14 protein-coding genes are annotated in these 18482 nt (G+C 70.9%); 8 read left to right on the forward strand and 6 right to left on the reverse strand.

What is annotated here, in order from left to right:
* Positions 1–3: 3 nt before the first annotated feature.
* Positions 4–2445: a Tex family protein gene (locus tag INP57_RS21425; protein ID WP_200072074.1), complete on the reverse strand. Its 2442-nt coding sequence runs from the start codon at positions 2443–2445 to the stop codon at positions 4–6.
* A gap of 166 nt (positions 2446–2611) precedes the next feature.
* Between INP57_RS21425 and INP57_RS21430 the strand changes: the two genes are divergently transcribed.
* The 3 genes from INP57_RS21430 (at position 2612) to INP57_RS21440 (ending at position 7624) form a co-directional block, all read left to right on the forward strand.
* Complete coding sequence (locus tag INP57_RS21430; RefSeq protein WP_200072075.1) at positions 2612–4936, forward strand: ATP-binding protein; 2325 nt, start codon at positions 2612–2614, stop codon at positions 4934–4936.
* Between the two features lie 189 nt (positions 4937–5125).
* Positions 5126–6349 (forward strand): GH25 family lysozyme, encoded by a 1224-nt coding sequence (locus INP57_RS21435; RefSeq protein WP_200072076.1) that lies wholly within the window; start codon positions 5126–5128, stop codon positions 6347–6349.
* 276 nt (positions 6350–6625) lie between these two features.
* Entirely contained in the window at positions 6626–7624 is a 999-nt protein-coding gene (locus tag INP57_RS21440) for a lipid kinase (RefSeq protein WP_295145804.1), read from the forward strand.
* Positions 7625–7628: 4 nt separating this feature from the next.
* Here the strand turns inward: INP57_RS21440 and INP57_RS21445 are convergent, their stop codons facing one another.
* Positions 7629–8138, reverse strand: coding sequence for a PIN domain-containing protein (locus tag INP57_RS21445; RefSeq protein ID WP_200072077.1), 510 nt, complete (start codon positions 8136–8138; stop codon positions 7629–7631).
* A 28-nt stretch (positions 8139–8166) separates the two neighbouring features.
* A complete protein-coding gene (locus tag INP57_RS21450) occupies positions 8167–9294 on the reverse strand; it encodes a helix-turn-helix domain-containing protein (protein ID WP_200072078.1) in 1128 nt (375 codons plus the stop codon).
* A 224-nt stretch (positions 9295–9518) separates the two neighbouring features.
* On the opposite strand from INP57_RS21450, the gene INP57_RS21455 reads away from it, so the two are divergent.
* From INP57_RS21455 to INP57_RS21470, 4 genes are all read left to right on the forward strand, one after another.
* Positions 9519–10340, forward strand: coding sequence for an endonuclease I family protein (locus tag INP57_RS21455; protein WP_374220961.1), 822 nt, complete (start codon positions 9519–9521; stop codon positions 10338–10340).
* A gap of 238 nt (positions 10341–10578) precedes the next feature.
* On the forward strand, positions 10579–11805 hold the full coding sequence (locus tag INP57_RS21460; protein WP_200072079.1) for a cobalamin-independent methionine synthase II family protein: 1227 nt from the start codon (positions 10579–10581) through the stop codon (positions 11803–11805).
* A gap of 95 nt (positions 11806–11900) precedes the next feature.
* On the forward strand, positions 11901–12824 hold the full coding sequence (locus INP57_RS21465) for a helix-turn-helix domain-containing protein (RefSeq protein WP_200072080.1): 924 nt from the start codon (positions 11901–11903) through the stop codon (positions 12822–12824).
* 65 nt (positions 12825–12889) lie between these two features.
* Positions 12890–13693, forward strand: coding sequence for an intradiol ring-cleavage dioxygenase (locus INP57_RS21470; protein ID WP_200072081.1), 804 nt, complete (start codon positions 12890–12892; stop codon positions 13691–13693).
* Here INP57_RS21470 and INP57_RS21475 read toward each other — a convergent pair.
* The 3 genes from INP57_RS21475 to INP57_RS21485 form a co-directional block, all read right to left on the reverse strand.
* A complete protein-coding gene (locus INP57_RS21475) occupies positions 13656–15095 on the reverse strand; it encodes an ATP-binding protein (protein ID WP_200072082.1) in 1440 nt (479 codons plus the stop codon). The two genes, INP57_RS21470 and INP57_RS21475, sit on opposite strands and share 38 nt — an antisense overlap.
* Entirely contained in the window at positions 15088–15774 is a 687-nt protein-coding gene (locus tag INP57_RS21480; protein WP_200072152.1) for a response regulator transcription factor, read from the reverse strand. The genes INP57_RS21475 and INP57_RS21480 overlap by 8 nt, the downstream gene beginning before the upstream one ends.
* Before the next feature lie 573 nt (positions 15775–16347).
* Positions 16348–16968, reverse strand: coding sequence for an L-threonylcarbamoyladenylate synthase (locus INP57_RS21485; protein WP_200072083.1), 621 nt, complete (start codon positions 16966–16968; stop codon positions 16348–16350).
* Positions 16969–17149: 181 nt separating this feature from the next.
* Between INP57_RS21485 and INP57_RS21490 the strand changes: the two genes are divergently transcribed.
* Positions 17150–18385 (forward strand): four-carbon acid sugar kinase family protein, encoded by a 1236-nt coding sequence (locus INP57_RS21490; RefSeq protein ID WP_200072084.1) that lies wholly within the window; start codon positions 17150–17152, stop codon positions 18383–18385.
* Positions 18386–18482: the final 97 nt, after the last annotated feature.

An 18482-nucleotide genomic window follows, 5' to 3' on the forward strand; every position in this document is an offset into this window, starting at 1 on the left:
CGCTCACTTGCCCGAGCCCTCGAATCCGGCACGCCGCAGCGCGTCCGCCAGGGCTCCACCGGCCGGTGCCGAGTCCCGGCCCTTGCGCCCGCCGCGGCCTTGGCCCTCGTTGCGGCCCTGCCCGGTGCGGTTCTGCCCGGGGCGGTTCTGCTCGCCGCCGCGGCCTTGACCGCCGTCCTTGCCCTTGGCGCGCCCGCCGTCCTTGCCCTTGGCGCGGTCGCCGCCCTTCGCCTTGTCAGCACCGCGGTCGCCACCGCGCCCGCCGCCGGTGACGTCGTCGTCGAGCCGCAGCGTCAGCGAGATCCGCTTCCGCTGCACGTCCACGTCCAGCACCTTCACCGTCACCACGTCACCGGACTTGACCACGTCGTGCGGGTCGTTGACGAAGTTCTTCGACATCGCCGAAACGTGCACCAGGCCGTCCTGGTGCACGCCGACGTCGACGAACGCGCCGAACGCGGCCACGTTGGTGACCACGCCTTCCAGCCGCATGCCCGGTTCGATGTCGGTGACCTTCTCCACGCCTTCGGCGAACGTGGCGGTCTGGAACGTCGGCCGCGGGTCGCGCCCGGGCTTCTCCAGTTCGGCGAGGATGTCGGTGACGGTCGGCAACCCGACGGAGTCGTCGACGAACTCGGCCGGTGCGAGCCCCCGCAGCACCTTCGTGTTGCCGATCAGCGATCCCAGGTCGTCACCGGTCGATTCGAGGATCCGCCGCACCACCGGGTAGGACTCCGGGTGCACGCTGGAGGAGTCCAGCGGATCGTCCCCGCCGGGGATGCGCAGGAAGCCCGCGCACTGCTCGAACGCCTTCGGCCCGAGCCGCGCCACGTCCTTGAGCCCCTGCCGGGAGTGGAACGGCCCGATGTCGTCGCGGTGCGCGATGATGTTCTCCGCCAGCCCCGCGCCGATGCCGGAAACCCTGGTCAGCAGCGGTGCGGATGCGGTGTTGACGTCCACGCCGACCGCGTTCACGCAGTCCTCCACCACCGCGTCCAGCGAGCGCGACAGCTTCGACTCGGTCACGTCGTGCTGGTACTGGCCCACCCCGATCGACTTCGGGTCGATCTTGACCAGTTCCGCCAGCGGGTCCTGCAGCCGCCGCGCGATGGACACCGCCCCGCGCAGCGACACGTCCAGCTCGGGCAGCTCGCGGGAGGCGTAGCTGGAGGCGGAATACACCGAGGCGCCCGCCTCGGACACCGAGATCTTGGTCAGCTTCAGCTCGGTGTGCCGCTTGATCAGCTCCCCGGCGAGCTTGTCGGTCTCCCGGGACGCGGTGCCGTTGCCGATCGCGACCAGCTCGACGTCGTGTTCCCGCGCCAGCCGCGCCAGCGTGTCGATCGCCTGGTCCCAGCGCTGCTGCGGCTTGTGCGGGTAGATCGTGTCGGTGGCGACCAGCTTGCCGGTGCCGTCGACGACGGCGACCTTCACGCCGGTGCGGTAGCCGGGGTCCAGGCCCATCGTGGCGCGGGTGCCCGCGGGCGCGGCCAGCAGCAGGTCCCGCAGGTTCGCGGCGAACACCCGAACCGCTTCTTCCTCGGCGTTCTGCCGCAGCCGCAGCCGCAGGTCGATGCCCAGGTGGGTCAGCACGCGGGTGCGCCAAGCCCAGCGCACCACGTCGTTCAGCCAGCGGTCCGCGGGCCGCCCCGCGTCGGTGATGCCGAAGCGGGCGGCGATAGCGCGTTCGTACTCGCTGGGACCGTCCGGCTCGGAGCCGTCGTCCGGCTCCAGCGACAGGTCCAGCACCTCTTCCTTCTCCCCGCGCAGCAGCGCCAGGATCCGGTGCGACGGCAGCGCGGTGAACGGTTCGCCGAACTCGAAGTAGTCCGCGAACTTCGCGCCCTCCTCCTGCTTGCCCTCCCGCACCCGGGAGCTCACCCGGCCCTGCTTCCACATCTTCTCGCGCAGCTCGCCGACCAGGTCGGCGTCCTCGGAGAAGCGTTCGACCAGGATCGCGCGGGCGCCTTCGAGAGCGGCGTCGGCGTCGGCGACCCCGTTGTCCGCGTCGACGTACTCGGCGGCGCGGGTCTGCGGGTCCTGCTGCGGGTCCGACAGCAGCAGGTCGGCCAGCGGCTCCAGCCCGGCCTCGCGGGCGATCTGGCCCTTGGTGCGCCGCTTCGGCTTGTAGGGCAGGTAGATGTCCTCCAGCCGGGCCTTCGAGTCGGCGGCCAGCACCCGCGCGCGCAGCTCGTCGTCCAGCTTGCCCTGCGAGTCGATCGACTCCAGCACGGTGTTCCGGCGCTCTTCGAGCTCCCGCAGGTACCGCAGCCGTTCTTCGAGCGTGCGCAGCTGCGCGTCGTCGAGCGCCCCGGTGATCTCCTTGCGGTAGCGGGCGACGAACGGCACCGTGGCGCCGCCGTCGAGCAGGTTCACGGCAGCGTCCACCTGCCGCTCCTGCACGCCGAGCTCCTCGGCGATCCGTTGATGCACAGCCGTCGTCACGATTTCCAACCGACCTTTCCTGATCTTCGCGGGGTCGTCGGCGGCATTCTGCCCGACCGCGCGAATCCGCCTGCCCGGGACACACGTCGGCGTGTCGGTCGCAGTGCCGTCCTCGCGCGCGAGTGCGGCTGTGACCTGCGGAATATCCTCACCGAGGGAGGTGGGCATGGAGTCGGCAACCACCGCGGGCGGCTCGATCAGCGGACTCCCGCCCGAGCCCGGGAGCTTCGTCGGCAGGCGCCGCGAACTCGCCGAAGCCCGCAGGCAGATGTACTTCGGGCGGCTGGTGACGCTGACCGGCCCCGGCGGCGTCGGCAAGAGCCGGCTGGCGCTGCGGCTGGCCCGCAAGGTCCGCCGCGCGTTCCCGGACGGTGTGCGGCGGGTCGACCTGGCCGCGTTGCAGGACCCCGAGCTGGTGCCGCAGACGGTCGCGGCCGTGTTCGGACTGCGCCCGAAAGCGGGCGATCCCACCGCCGACCTGCTCGAAATGCTCAAAGACGCCCGGCTGCTGCTGATCCTGGACGACTGCGACCACGTATTGCAGGCCACCGCCCGATTCGTGCGCGACGTGCTGGCGGTGCCGTCCGAAGTGCGCTTGCTGGTGACCAGCCGCGAGCCGCTCGGCGTGGCGGGTGAGCGGGTGCTGCCGGTCGCGCCGCTTTCGGTGCCGCAGGGCGGTTCCACGCCGGCCTCGGTGCACGGCGACGTGTTCGCCGACGCGATCCGCCTGTTCGTCGACCGTGCGGCGGCGGTGCAGCCCGGGTTCGCGCTCGACGAGCACAACCGGGACACGGTGGTGCGGATCTGCCGCAGGCTGGACGGGATGCCGCTGGCGATCGAACTGGCCGCGGCGCAGCTGGCCGACTGCTCCCCGCGCGAGGTGCTGCGCAGGCTCGACGATCGGTTCAGCCTGCTGACCAGCGGCGAGCGTCCGTCCCGTAACGATGCGCTGGTGGCGTCGATCGGCTGGAGCTATGGGTTGTGCACGGCGGACGAGCAACTGCTGTGGGCCCGCTTGGCGGTGTTCATCGGCGGGTTCGACAGTGTCGCGGCTCAGCAGGTGTGCGCCTTCGGCCGGTTGCCCGCCCACCGGGTCGTGGAGCTGCTCGACGTGCTGGTCACCAAGTCGGTCGTGCTGCGCGAGGAACACGAGGGCCGCGCCTACTACCGCATGTTCGACAGCATCCGGGAGTACGGCCTGTCCCAGCTGCGAATTGCGGGTGAGGAGGATTCGCTGCGGCAGCGGCATCGGGACTGCTTCCACAAGCTCGCCGAACGCTTCAGCGCCGAGCAGTTCGGGCCGCAGCAGCTCGAGTGGATCCAGCACATGATCCGGATTCACCCGAACATCCGCCAAGTGCTGGCCGCCGATCTGCGCGAGCCGGAATGGGCGGCGATGGCGGTGGGGACGTCCGTACTGCTGTGGCCGTACTGGTTCTCCGGCAACGCGTTGCGCGAGGGCTACGGGTGGTTGCGGCGTTCGGTGGAGCTGCTCACCGAGCGGACCGGACCTCGTGCGGTCGGTCTGGCCACCGCTGCATTCGTGGCCGTGCACCTGGGGGAGCTGGACGTGGCCCGCAGCTCGCTGGTCACTGCGGACGAGATCGCCGACGAGCTCGGCAGAACGGCACTGCGCGCCCGGATGGGCATGGTGCACGGCATGGTGGCGATGTCCGAGGGACGGATGCGGGAGGCCGCCGACTTGCTGGAGCAGGCCGCGGCCGCGGAGAAGGTGGACGGCGATGCGTTCGGCTACGTCAATGCGATGATCCTGCTCTCCAGCGTCGCCTTCGTCTCGGGCGATCCGCGGGGCGCGACCGCAGCGGTGGAATGCCTGCGGTTGTGCGAGAGCAGCGGCGCGACGTGGACCAAGTGCTACGCGTTGTGGGTGGTGGCGCTGCACCGCTGGCTCGCCGGTGATCACCGGGAGGCGGCACTGCTGGTGCAGCAAGCCGTCCGGTTGAACCGCTCGGCGCGGGACCTTAACGGGCTGGCGCTCTACCTGGACGTGCTGTCGTGGTGCACCACCGCGGCCGACCAGCCGCACCGGAACGCGCACCTGACTGGGGCCGCGGATGCGCTGCGCCGGATCAGCGGTGGCCGGATGGGCGAGTCGACCTACTTCGACGACTACAACGCGGCGGCGCTCGCGTGGGGGCGGCAAGTGCTGGGCGAGCGGGAGTTCCAGGCGGCCTACCAGCGCGGAGCGGAATGGAGCCGGGAGGAGCTGTTCGCCTACGTGCTGGAGGAAGGCATCGGCCGCCCGGAACCGGCTCGTCCGGAGCCGGGTCGTTCCGCCCCCGGCGGGCTGAGTCCGCACGAGCTCCGCGCCGCGGTCCTGTCCGGAGAGGGTGTCACCGGCGCCGACCTCGCCGCGCGCCTGGGCATGGAAAGGCGGTCGGCCGAGCAGCTGCTCGAGGGAGTGCTGGCGCGGCTGGGTTTCCAGGACCGCGAGCAGATCGAGGACTGGCTGCGCGGACGGCAGCAGTAGCGGCCCGGACCCTGCGCGAGCATTGATCGGCGGTCCGGTAGGGTGAGCCCGCTCTCCGCTCAGGCGGATCGTCTACACGGGCTGTGACGATTTGGTCGTCACCTCGTCCCCCGTACTGAGCAAACTAGGTACCTGTGTACGTAATTACCGGGATGCACGTACACCCTCCGTGCCGGAGTCTGGGGTCTCGTGACACCCCCCGATCAACACACGAACCCCGAAGATGGCCGCGGGCCATCGACCCCGACCCCCGATCAACCGCAGAACCAAGACGTTTCCGCGGACAACAGCTGGCGGGCGTCGGCGCTGCGCGCCGACAACGCGGTGCGCTCCGGTGTCGACCGGGTGCGTCCGCACGCCCACCGGGCCTGGCAGCGGGTCCTTCCGCTGCTGCGCCGCATCTGGCTGGCGCTGTTGCCGCTGGTGAAGCGCGTGCAGGGCACGACTGCTTGGCAGCGCGCCGAGCAGCGGGTGCGCCCGCTGGCCCGCGACCTCTCCGGCCGGGTCCGTTCCGCGACGTCCGAGTCGACCGCCGGGCAACACCGCAAGCAGCACCCGCGGCTGCGGGCGTTGCAAGCCGGTGGCGTCGTGGCAGCGGTCGGCGTGCTCGGCGTGGCGCTGGTCAGCATCGGCACCGGTTCCTCGTCCGATGACGTCCGCACCGCCGCGCACGTCGACGACATGCCCTCGGCCGGCCAGCAGAAGTCCCAGGCCGACGGGTCCGGCGGCGGCCTGTTCGGCGGCGACGACTCCGAGGAGCCCCCAGGGCCGGTGCCGGGACCGCCCGCGCACGGCATCGACGTGTCCAACCACAACGGCCCGATCGACTGGAAGCGGGTCGCCGGCGCCGGGCAGAACTTCGCGTTCGTGCTCTCCACCGACGGCACCGACTTCGCCAGTCCCAAGTTCGACCAGCAGTACCACGGTGCGAAGGACGCCGGGATGATCGCCGGCGCCTACCACTTCGCCCGCCCCGACGAGTCCGCCGAGGCGCAGGCCGACAAGATGCTGTCGGTCATCGACTACAAGAAGGACGGCAAGACGCTGCCGCCGGTGCTCGACCTGGAGCCGAACTCCTCCGGCAGCAAGTGCTACGGCCTCTCGCCCGACCAGATGCACCAGTGGACGCAGAAGTTCAACGACCGCATCAAGGCCGCAACCGGCACGGACGTGATCGTCTACGCCAACCCGTCGTTCTGGAAGCAATGCGCGGGCGGCACGGACAAGTTCGCCGACCACCCGCTGTGGGTCGCCTCCTACGGCGTGGACCAGCCGACTCCGCCTGCCGGGTTCCACAACTGGAACTTCTGGCAGTACACGGACAAGGGCAAGGTCGACGGCGTGCAGGGCAAGGTCGACCTGGACCACTTCAACGGCAGCGTCGGCGACCTGCAGAACCTCGCCGAGCAGTGAGGTGCCGAGCAGTGCGGTTCCGGGCGGCCTGACCCCGTCCGGAACCGCAGGCCGCGACGTGCCCCGAACCGTCGTGGCCCGCAGACCGGTGGCGACACCGGAAACGGACCCCGCCTGCTACCCCGAATGCAGGCGGGGTCCGTTGCTGCGCGAGCATCCCCGGGTGAGGTTCCGGATCACGGCCACCGACCGCACCGCCAGATGGCTCCGGACGGTCCTCGATCGGGCTCACGCGCGCGACCCGGACGGCACTACCGTCGAGCTCATCCAGCCCGCGTGAGCGTCCTCACCGGTGCGAACCCCCGGTGGTCCGAGCCCGGTAGTCTCGCGCGGCAGCCGAAGGAGGTCACCATCCGCTACGACGGGTCCGCGGCCAAGGCCGCTCTGATCGTCAACGCCCACTCCCGCACCGGCGGGCGCGCGTTCGAGTACGCGCGGGATCGGCTGCGCGAGCTGGACGTGCCGCTGCACGCGGCGTACCCGTTGCAGGACGCCTCGCGGCTGGTGGAGACCGTCGAGTCCGCCGTCGACGACGGGCACGACCTGATCGTGCTTGGCGGGGGTGACGGCACGGTGAGCTCGGTGGTCGACGTGCTCGCGCACCGCGAGGTGCCGATGGGCCTGCTGCCGCTGGGCACCGCGAACGACTTCGCCCGCACCATGCACATCCCGGACGATCTCGACGCCGCTTGCCGCACCATCGCGCGCGGCCACGTGGTGGACGTCGACCTCGGGCTGTGCGGCGGGAACTATTACGTCAACCGCGCTTCGGCCGGTCTCGGTGCCGCCGTGGCGCAGCACATGTCGGCGTCGCTGAAGAAGCGCGTCGGCGCGCTGGCCTACCCGGTCGCCACGGTGCAAGCGCTGCGCAAGCACCGCCCGTTCACCGCGACGCTGGAATTCCCCGACGGCGACCACGAGCCGATGGAGTTCCCGGACCTGTTGCAGGTGTCGGTGGCCAACGGGCGCTATTTCGGCGGCGGCCAGGTCGCCGGGCAGGACGCCGGAATCGACGACGACACCCTCGACGTTTCGGTGCTGCGGCACGGGAGCCCGCTGCAGCTGCTTTCGGTGATGCGCGAACTGCGCACGGGCAGCAGCACCGACAGCAAGCTGGTGACCCACGTGCAGACCCGCTCGGTCGACCTGCGCACCGACGTCGACCTGGCGATCAACGTGGACGGCGAACTCGTCGCCACCACGCCGCAGCGCTTCACGGTCGCCCGCAACGCCCTGCACGTGATCGCACCACCGACCTGGACCGACGGCGAGTAGCGCGCTACCCGAACAGTTCGTCCGCCGTCGCGGGCATCCGGATGTGCCGTTCTTCCTGCAGCATGTCCATGAGCACGTCCCACGCCTTGTCCGGGTCGATCAGCTCCCGCGCCACGGCTTCCTGCATGAGTCCGGCGGTCTGCCTCGTGGGGATTCCCTGCCTGCTCGCGTAGCACACGGCTTCCTGGTCGTCGCTGATCCAATGCGAACCGCGCAACTCGGCGCGGTTGAGGATCACGTGGCAGGTCTGCGCCTCACCCAGATGCGCCCTCGGCCGCCGTGCGAGACCGCCGAACACCGTCCGGCGGATCGTCTCTACTTGTCTGATCTCCGCGGTGGTGTCGATCTCGATCGGTACGCCGAGCCAGCCTTCGTACTCGATCCGGCTCAACGCCGGGTGGTGCCTGCTGGAAGTGCGCGCCTCGTAGGCGATCGCTTCCACCCAGCGTCCGCGCCCGTCCAGCGTGTCTTGGAGGATTTGCAGCCGGTCCACGGCTGCAAAGTTGCACAGCACCGTTTGTCGGGGAACAGGTACGGCCGGTTCATGGGTTGAAGACGGGCTCCTCGTCGGCGGGGTACGGACCGGACCACGCGCCGGAATCGAGCGTGTCGCGAAGGGTTTCCACCGGTAGGCCGCAAAGCTGGGCGACCGGGCGCAAGGTGATCTTGCCTTCCAGATAGGCGTCGAGGGCGTCGCCGGTCAGCGCCGCGGGGGAGCGCGAGTGCTTGCTGGCGTTGCGCCATTCGCCGTACTGGTCCGTGCGTTCGGTCAGATGCGCGCATTGCACGGTGCTCATGCGTCGGAATTGATCGCGTTGTGCCGGGCTGACTCGCGCCAGGCTGTGCAACCGCCAGGCGAGCGCGTCCGGCGAAACGGCCAGGTGCATGACCAGTTCTGCGAAGGCCCTCCGGTCGATCGGTGCGTCCGTGGCCAGCCGCCCGGCGATCACGGCTTCGGGCATGAGGAAGTGGGCGGCGAAGGAGTTGGCACGCAGTTCGCTGACCGCGCGCCGCCACTCCATGACGTCCTCGTCGACGTGCAGCTGATCGTCTCCGGCCAGGATGTGCGCGAGTTCGTGCGCGAGCGTGAACCGTTGCCGGGTCGGTACTTCGGTCGTGCCCACGACGATCACCCGGGCGTCGTCGTCGATCCAGGCCAGGCCGTCGAACCGCCCGTTGAGGTGCTGCACAGCCACTTCGATTCCGAAGCATCGTTCGAGCGTGGCGAAAAGGTCCGCACCGACACCTGGCGGGCCCTCGGGTAGCCGTGCCAGTGCTTGCTGTGCCAGGTCCGCACCTTGCCGGATGCCGAGTTCTGCGGGTGCGAACCGCAGCTCCGGAGTCGATCGGGCGCGATAGCCGAGTCCGGCCAGTCCGGCCCGGACTTCCGAGATGGTCTCGGCGGTTTCGATCGCCTTGTCCGCGACGGATCCGGCCGGCGTTGCCGCACGTGCCGCCACCGCGGGTTTCGAGCGTTCGGTGCCGAGCAGCCAATCGACGGTGACGCCGCCGATTTCGGCGATGTTGGCCAGATCCAGCGAGCTGAAGCGGCGCGCTCCGCTGAGCGACTTGGACAGCTTCGAAGCGTCGAGCCCGGCCTGCTCCGCGAAGGCGGTCCGGTTGAGACCGGTCTTCTCGATCACCTCGCGTACTCGCTCCGAGATATCCATGACCGCCAAGATAGCTGATTTTGCGATTTTCGCAAAATGGTCGATCGGTGTGTTTATCGGGAAAGCCGGTAACCGCTACGCCGTCACGCGTACATCTGATTGGTCCGCCCGATTCACGCGCCGGTTCGCCTTCTCCTGAAAAACTTTCGCCTTGTCCTGAGTCCACCGTGCCGCACGGCCGGCGATCCCGGTCGGTGCGGCCGTTCTGGGGAGAGGAACGCACCGTGCTGAACACCCGTTGGAAACGCGCCGCGCTGGCCGGGGCGCTGCCGCTCGCGCTCGCGCTGCCCCTGCCCGCCGCGGCGGCTCCGGCAGCGCAACCGGCTCCGGCAGCGCAGCCGGGTCCGGTGACCGCCTACGACGACTCCTACTACCAGCCGGCGCTGGGCAAGACCGGCGAAGAGCTCAAGGTCGCGCTCAACGACATCATCAGCACCAACGACCAGCTCACCTACGACCAGGTGTGGGACGCGCTGAAGGTCACCGACCAGGACCCGGCGAACCCGGACAACGTCGTCCTGCTCTACACCGGCCGCTCCCAGGGCAAGGACACCAACGGCGGCGACGCCGACCAGTGGAACCGCGAGCACACCTGGGCCAAGTCGCACGGTGACTTCGGCACCGACGTCGGCCCGGGTACGGATGTGCACCACTTGCGGCCCACCGACGTGTCGGTGAACTCCGAGCGCGGCAACAAGGACTTCGACATGGGCGGCAGCGAGGTCGGCGAGGCGCCCGGCAACTTCACCGACGACGACTCCTACGAGCCGCGGGACGCGGTCAAGGGCGACGTCGCCCGCATGATCATGTACATGGCGGTGCGCTACGAAGGCGAGGACGGCGCACCGGACCTGGAGCTCAACGACAACGTCGACAACGGCGAAGCGCCGCTGATGGGCAGGCAGTCGGTGCTGCTGCAGTGGAACGCGCAGGACCCGCCGGACGATTTCGAGCGCAACCGCAACCAGGTCATCTTCGACCAGTTCCAGCACAACCGGAACCCGTTCGTCGACCACCCCGAGTGGGCGGGCGAGATCTGGCGCTGATCACCGGCACGCACCACCGGGTTCGCCCGGTGGTGCGCTGCTCGTCGCCGTGCCGGATGCGGCCGCCGGGCTCCGGCTGCACGGGATTTGTGGTCCGGCCCCGAAGTCCGGCGGCGTACCGCCCCCGCGACGACTTCCCTCGTCATCCCGCGCGCACGTCGTGGGCTGGGTGTTTGCCGTTCGGCGTCGCTGCTGAAAAAACTGCGTACCGGCCGTTTCGACGAGGGAGGACCGTGTCATGCGATCCAGCAGCGAAGGCATCGTGGCCACGCAGGCGGGCAGCCTGCCGCGCCCGGACGAGTTGATCGCGCTCAACGCCGCGGGCGCCGACGCGGCCCCGGCCGCAGGCGGTGAGCGGACGGCGCATTACCGGGCGAAACTCGACGACGAACTGACGTCGCTGGTCGCCAGGCAGCGCGACATCGGGATCGGACTCGTCGGCGACGGCGAGTTCGGCAAGGCCACCAGCCAGCAGGTGGACTACGGCGCCTGGTGGTCGTACTCGTTCCAGCGCCTCGGCGGGCTCGAGCTCGGCAAGGCGTCGCTGTCCGACATCGACACCAACCGCTCCGGCGCGGCCGGCATCCGGCTGACCAGCTTCGGCAACCGCCGCGACCGGGAGCGCTTCGCCGAGGCCTACGGCGACCCGGAATCCGGCGTCGACACCGGGCGCAAACCCCTCACCTTCCCGGTGTGCACCGGACCGTTGCACTACACCGGCCATGACGCGATCAACTCGGACATCGCCGGGTTCAAGCGCGCGCTCGGCGCGGCCGGCGTCGACGAAGGCTTCATGACCTCGATCGGCCCGGGCAGCTGTTCGCGCATCGGCAACGAGTACTACCGCGACGACGAGGAATGGCTCTACGCCTGCGCGGACGCGATGCGCGAGGAGTACAAGGCGATCCTGGACGCGGGCCTGATCCTGCAGATCGACGACCCGGCGATCGCGGAGAACTGGGACCAGATCAACCCGGAGCCGCCGGTGGCGGACTACCGCGCGTTCACCATGCAGCGCGTGGAAGCGCTCAACTACGCGCTGCGCGATCTGCCGAAGGACCGCATCCGCTTCCACCTGTGCTGGGGCAGCTGGCACGGCCCGCACACCACCGACCTGCCGCTGGCCGAGCTGATCGAGGTGCTGCTGGCCATCGACGTGCGCGCTTACTCGTTCGAGGCGGGCAACGTGCGCCACGAGCACGAGTGGAAGGTGTGGCGCGACGTCCCGCTGCCCGAGGGCAAGCTGATCCTGCCCGGCGTGGTCAGCCACGCCACCAACGTCGTCGAGCATCCCGAGCTGGTCGCCGACCGGATCGTGCGGTTCGCCGAGTGCGTCGGCAGGGAGAACGTGCTCGCCTCCACCGACTGCGGCCTCGGCGGGCGGGTGCACCCGCAGATCGCGTGGGCGAAGCTGGAGTCGCTGGCGGCCGGTGCCGAGCTGGCGACGCGGCGGCTGTGGCCGTGATCCTCGGCGGGCGGTGAACCGTGCGGCGGGCGGTCGTGCTCTCGACCGCCCGCTGGCGCATCGACTTCCCGGGCCGGACGCATAGTCTTGATCCGATGAGTTCGCCGCCTCCGCTGGTGCTGAGCAAGCCGGAACGGGCCGCGCTGCTGCGCTGGCTGCAGCTGCCGTCCACGTCACCGGCCATCGCGCTGCGCTGCCGCATCGTGCTGGCTTGCGCGCAGGGGCCGGCGAACGCGGTGGTGGCCCGCGAGCTCGGCGTGTCCGCGCGGGTCGTCGGCCGGTGGCGCGGCCGCTTCCTGGAGGGGCGGCTGCCCGCGCTGCGGGACCGGCCGCGGTCGGGTGCGCCCCGGTCGATCACCGAGCAGCAGGTGCGGCTGGTGCAGCAGGCCACGTTCACCGAGCCGCCGCCGAACGGGCGGCGCTGGACCAAGCGGGACATGGCCGCCCGCACCGGCATCTCGGCCTCGTCGGTGACGCGCATCTGGCGGCGCCTGCGCATCTTGCCCGGCGAAAGCGGCGGTGATCCGGATCGAGCCACGCCGTGGTCGGCGCTGTACGTGGCACCACCCGAGTCGATCATGGTGCTGGCGGTGCGCGGCGCGGACGGCCCGGAGGACGCGCGCGGGACCGGCTCCCCGGCCGCGCGCAACTACGACGCGGTGCTGCGCAAACAGCTCGCCGCCACCTTGTCGCAGCGCTGCACCGCGCTGGGCGATCTCCGCGGGTTCCTGCGGAACCTGGAACCGCGGTTGTTCGGCGACCACGAGGTGCACCTGATCTGCCACGGGAGCCCGACGCGCCGCCTGGAGGCGATCCGCCGCTGGCAGGAGCGGCACGCTTCGTTGCACGTCCACTTCCCGCCGACGAAGGAGTTCTGGCTGCAACTGGTGGAGCGCCACTTCACCGCGCTGCCGCCGGGCTGCCGCGCTCCGGGGGACACGCCGTTGTCGGTGCTGGCCCGCGCGGTGCGCAAGTGCAGTGCCCAGCGGTCCATGGAGCTGACCTGGTTCCACCCGTGAAAGCGGCCGGAACTTCTGGTCCAGGCGCGGATCGACGCGCTCGGCCCGACCTAGGTTCGGCGTTCATGGACGAGCACCGAACGACTCCGGAGCAACGACCGGCCCACCCCACCCGCCGCTTCGTGCTGACCGCCCTCGGTCTCGGCGCAGCGGGCGGTCTCGGCGCCGCGTGCGCGCCGAACCAGGATCAGCCCGCGGGCGCCGCCGCGGACCTGCCCGCGCCTGCCTGCGTACTGGCCCCGGAGGCGATCGAAGGCCCGTACTACATCGACCGCGACCTGGTCCGCTCCGAGATCGTGGAGGATCGCGGCGGGATCCCGGTCACGCTTCGCCTGCGCATCGTCGACGCGGCGGCGTGCACCGCGTTGCAGGGCGCCGCCGTGGACATCTGGCACTGCGACGCGCGCGGCTACTACTCGGGCCACCTGGACCTGGACCCGAACGCGGCGCCGATGCCGGACCCGCACGTCGACCCGACCGACCCGTCGACGTTCCTGCGCGGCACCCAGATCAGCGACCGGGACGGGAACGTGCAGTTCCGCACCATCCACCCGGGCTGGTACTTCGGCCGCGCGATCCACATCCACGTGATGGTCCACGCGGGCGGCAAACGGGTGCACACCGGCCAGCTCTACTTCCCGGAAGACCTCAACACCCGCATCGAGCGGACACCCGGATACGCCGATCGTCCGCTGCAGCGCGTCACCAACGAGACCGACTTCCTGTTCCAGCAGGAAGGCGGACCGCAGAGCACGCTCGCGGTCGAACCGGCGGGCCAGGACGTCGGCGCGGGCCACACGGCCTCGATCACCCTCGGCGTGAACCCTGCGGTCACTCCGCCACCGGCGACCTTCTCGCCGCCGCGCTGAGCGCGGGATCAGTCGCGTCAGCGCGATCCTCGGCGAGCGGGAACCGCGCCGCGAAGTTCGCGCCTCGGCCGGAATCGGTGATGCCCAGAGTTCCTTGGTGCAGTGCGGCGATCTCCCGGGCGAGCGCGAGGCCGAGCCCCGCGCCGCCTTCGCCGCGGCCGCGTGCGCTGTCCAGCCGCGCGAAGCGCTCGAAGACGTACTCGCGCGACTCGGCAGGGACACCGGGTCCGTCGTCGGCGACGTTCAGGCGAGCGTGCCCGTCTTCGGCGCGCACGCTGATCCGCGCGCTTCGCGCCGCGTGCCGCTCGGCGTTGTCGGCGAGGTTGGTGATCAGCCGCACCAGGTGGCTGCGGTGGCCGTCGATGACGACTCCGCTTTCGAGGGCGGTGTCCCACTCGATGTCACCCGGTGCCCGGCGTTGCAGCACGTCCCGCACCAGTTCGCCGAGGTCGATCGCGGTTCCGCCGGTCGCCGGCGTCCCGTCCAGGCGCGCGAGCGCCAGCAGATCGCCGGTGAGCTGCTCCAGCCTCCCGAGGTCTTCGAGCGTGCCCGCGGCGATGTCCGGCCACTCCACCCGGTCCGGGTGCGCGCAGGCCACCTCCAGCGGTGTGCGCAGCGCGGCGAGCGGGCTGCGCAGTTCGTGCGAGGCGTCGGCGACGAATTGCCGCTGCCGCCGCACGGAGTGGTCCAGCCGGTCCAGCGTCTCGTTGAGGGTGCCCGCCAGGCGCGCCACTTCGTCCCGCCCGGCCGGTACGGGCATCCGCCCGCGCAGGTCGTGCGCGGACAGCCGGGCGAACTCGTCCCGGATCTCCTCCACGGGCCGCAATGCCCGGCCGGTGCTGAACCAGGTGAGCGCGGCGACGATGGCCAGCAGTACCGGCGAGGCGAGCAGCAGCGCCGCGGTCGCTGCCGCCGTTGCTTGCTGCACGGAACGGGTGGAGGCGCTGGCGACCAGGGTCGCGGTGCCGCCAGGGCCGACGACGGTCGTCGTGGCCGCGACCTGCCTCGCCGGTGCCGCGACCGGTTCGGCGGACGGAGCGGGTTGCGGCGCAGCACTCGTCTCGTTGGGTGCAGCGGGTTGCGGCGCCACGTTGGACTCGGCGAGCGGAGGTCGCTCCGACGGGCTCGGTCCCGCCGGTGGCACAGCGGCCGAGCGGTCCTCCGGCCGCATCAGCCGGACCGAGATCTCGTTCCCGCCGTCCGGCAGCGCAGCGCCGCGCCGGACCGCCTCGGTCGCTTCGGAGAGCTGTTCGTGCACCGTGGCTTCTAGATCGCTGGTGAGCCGGGACTGCAGGTACCCGACCAGCAGCAGCCCGATGCCGACCGTGGCCAGCGCGACGATGGCGGTGGCCGTCAGCGTCGTGCGGGTGCGCACGGACAACCGCCGCGGCCGCTCACTCATCCGCGGTGCCTTCCGGGACGAGCTGGTAGCCGTAGCCGCGCACGGTTCGGATGCTGCGGCGGCCGAACGGCGCGTCGATCTTGCGGCGCAGCGAGCTGACGTGCACCTCGACGAGGTTGGCGTCGGGTTCGGCTGCGAAGTCCCAGCCGCCGTCGAGCAGCTGCTGCTTGGACACCACCTGACCCTTGCTGCGGGCCAGCAGCTCCAGCACGGCGAATTCCTTGCCGGTGAGCGTGATGTCCTGGCCCGCGCGGGAGCAGGTCCGCTGCGCCGGGTCGAGCACCAGATCGCCCGCGTGCAGCAGCGGCGGTCGCGCGACCGCGCGGCGCCGCACGGCGGTGCGCAGCCGCGCGAGCAGGACCACGTACGAGAACGGTTTCGTGACGTAGTCGTCGGCGCCCGCGTCGAGCGCGTCGGCCTCGTCGTACTCGCCGTCCTTGGCGGTCAGCATGATGATCGGCGTCCAGTTCTGCGCCGCCCGCAATCGCGCGCACACCCGATATCCGTTGAGCCCGGGCAGCATGATGTCCAGCAGGATCGCCGCGTAATCGGTGTGCTCGGCCTGCCACAGCGCCTCGTGCCCGTCGCCGAGCACGTCGACCGCCCAACCTTCGGCGTTCAGCCCGGTCCGCAGCGCCTCCGCGACCCGTTGTTCGTCCTCCACCACGAGCACCCGCATGTGGATCAGCATGACACCGGTTCCTGAAGCGGTCTTCAGGTTCGTCCAGGTCCGCTTCAGCGCCCGCCGGGCAACGTCTTCGGTGTCGCGGAACGGCCGCGACAACCGACGACAAGGAGTTCGATCATGCCCAGCAAGCGAGTGACCCGCGCTGCGGTGCTGGTGACGGCGGGTGCCGCCTTCGGCATCGGCGGTCTCGGCATCGCTTCGGCCGAACAGGCGGCGCCGCGGCCGATCCCGAATGCCCCGGAGGCCGCTGCTCCGTCACCCGTGACGGAACCGGTCCCTGCTGCGGGGTCCTTCGTGGTCGTGCCCGCGAAGCCGGGCCCGGCTCCTGACCCGGGCTCCGTCGTGGCCGTGCCCGCACAGCCGGCTCCGGTTCCTGCTCCTGGAACTGGCGTGCCACCGGCCCCGGCTCCTGATCCCGGACCGGGTGTGCCGCCGGCGCCGGCTCCGGCTCCTGACCCCGGGCCGGGTGTGCCGCCGAGCCCGGCCCCGCCCGTTCGCTGAGGCGCTTCGGCACTGCACGGCGGACGCCGGGAGGTCGGCGGCCTCCCGGCGCCCGCGCGCGGCTCACTCGAACCGCGCGGTGTCCCCCGAGCCGCGCCGCACGATTTCCGGTTCACCGCTGGAGAAATCGATGACGGTGGTCGGCTCGGTGCCGCAATCGCCGGAGTCGACCACCGCGTCCACGACGTGGTCCAGCCGGTCCTTGATCTCCCAGCCCTGGGTGAGCGGTTCTTCCTCGTCCGGCAGCAGCAGCGTGCTCGACAGCAGCGGCCCGCCGAGCTCGGCCAGCAGCGCCTGCGCCGTGACGTGGTCCGGGATGCGGATCCCGACGGTCTTGCGCTTCGGATGCATCAGCCTGCGCGGCACTTCTTTGGTGGCGGGCAGGATGAACGTGTAACCGCCCGGCGTGCACGCCTTGATCGCGCGGAACACCGCGTTGTCCACGATCACGAACTGGCCGAGCTGCGCGAAGTTCCGGCACACCAGCGTGAAGTGGTGCCGCTCGTCGAGCTTCCGGATGGACCGGATGCGATCCACCCCGCTCTTGTTGTCCAGCCCGCAGCCGAGCGCGAAGCACGAGTCGGTGGGGTAGGCGATCACCCCGTCGCCGCGCACGACGTCGGCGACCTTGCCGATCGAGCGGGGTTGCGGGTTGTCCGGGTGCACGTCGTAGTACCTGGCCACCCGCCGACCCTAATCCCGCGCGGAAGCACCTCCGCTGCTGCCCACAAGGACGTCGCTGCTGCCCCCCGGGGGTCCGGTCTTGACGTCCGGTTCAGTGGCGGTATGCGATCACGTGGGATCCGGCGGGCGAGCGCGCCGCGGCGCAAGTGAAGTGGCCGGAGTCCGGCCGGAGAGGAATGCGATGAGCGAGCTCAAGACCGTCGTCCTGGACGACGACCCCACCGGCACCCAATCGGCCTCCGGCGTCGCGGTGTTGCTGCGCACCGACCGCAGCCACATCGCAGAAGCCGTCCGCGGCAACCGTTCGGTCTACGTGCAGACGAACAGCCGCGCGCTTCCCGAGCCGGAGGCCGTCGAGCTGGTCGAGCACATCCGCCGCACCGTGCAGGAGACCGCAGGCGCTCCGGTGCGTTTCGTGCTCCGCGGCGATTCCACGCTGCGCGGGCACGTTTTCGCGGAAAGCGACGTGTTCGCCACACCGGACGGCGTGCTGCTGTTCGTGCCCGCGTTCCCCGCGGGCGGGCGCACGACGCGCGGGGGAGTCCACTACGTGCGCCTCGGCGACCGTGAACTTCCGGCAGGGGAGACGGAGTTCGCCCGCGACCCGGTGTTCGGATACCGCAGCTCCGCGCTGGCCGACTACGTCGCGGAGAAGGGCGACCGCGTCGGCGTGCCCGTGGACCTGGAGCAGGTGCGCGAGTCCGGGGGAGTGGCCCGCGCGCTGCTGGAAGCTCCGGCGGGTTCGGTCGTCGTTCCGGACGCGGTGACCGAGCAGGACGTCGACCTCATCCACACCGGGCTGCGCGAAGCCGAGCAGGCCGGACGCGCGGTGGTCGTGCGCTGCGGAGCACCGCTGGCGGCGCGCTGCGCCGACGCGGTCAGTCCAGGTCTGCTCACCACCCCGATCCAGCGCCCGGCCGGGCCGGTGCTGGTGGTGTGCGGCTCGCACACCGAGGCGGCCACGGCCCAGCTCGCCGAGCTCGCCGGGCGGACCGGCGAACCTGTCGTGCTCAGCACCGAAACCGCGATCGACGATCCGGAACGGGCGGCCGACGAGGTGGTCGGCCCGCTGCGGCAGCAGCTCGGAGGCGGTGTCGCGGTGCTGAGCAGTGAGCGGGTGCGCGCGGCGGGCCACGGCACGCTGGATCACGGCAGGCAGGTCATGAGCGGCCTGACCACGGCCGTGCGGCGGCTGGCCGGTGCGGTCTCGGTGGTGGTCGCCAAGGGCGGCATCACCTCCGCCGAGGTCGCCACCAGCGGTCTCGGTGCCGATTCGGCGGTCGTGCGCGGCCAGGTTCTGCCGGGTGTTTCGATCTACGACCTCGCCCCGGACGGGCTGCCCTACGCCGTCGTCCCCGGCAACGTCGGTTCCCCGACGACTCTGGTCGAGGTCCTGGAGGCGGTTCGCGCGCTCTGAGGCGTCGGCTCCGGGAAAAATGCGAATGTATTTCGTGTTTAACCGTGGTTCACTGCTCCGAAGTCCGTGTTTCGGACGATCTACACGTACCGGCGCA

This window comes from Saccharopolyspora galaxeae (genome assembly GCF_016526145.1).
In the GTDB taxonomy this organism is placed as follows: Bacteria; Actinomycetota; Actinomycetes; order Mycobacteriales; family Pseudonocardiaceae; genus Saccharopolyspora_C; species Saccharopolyspora_C galaxeae.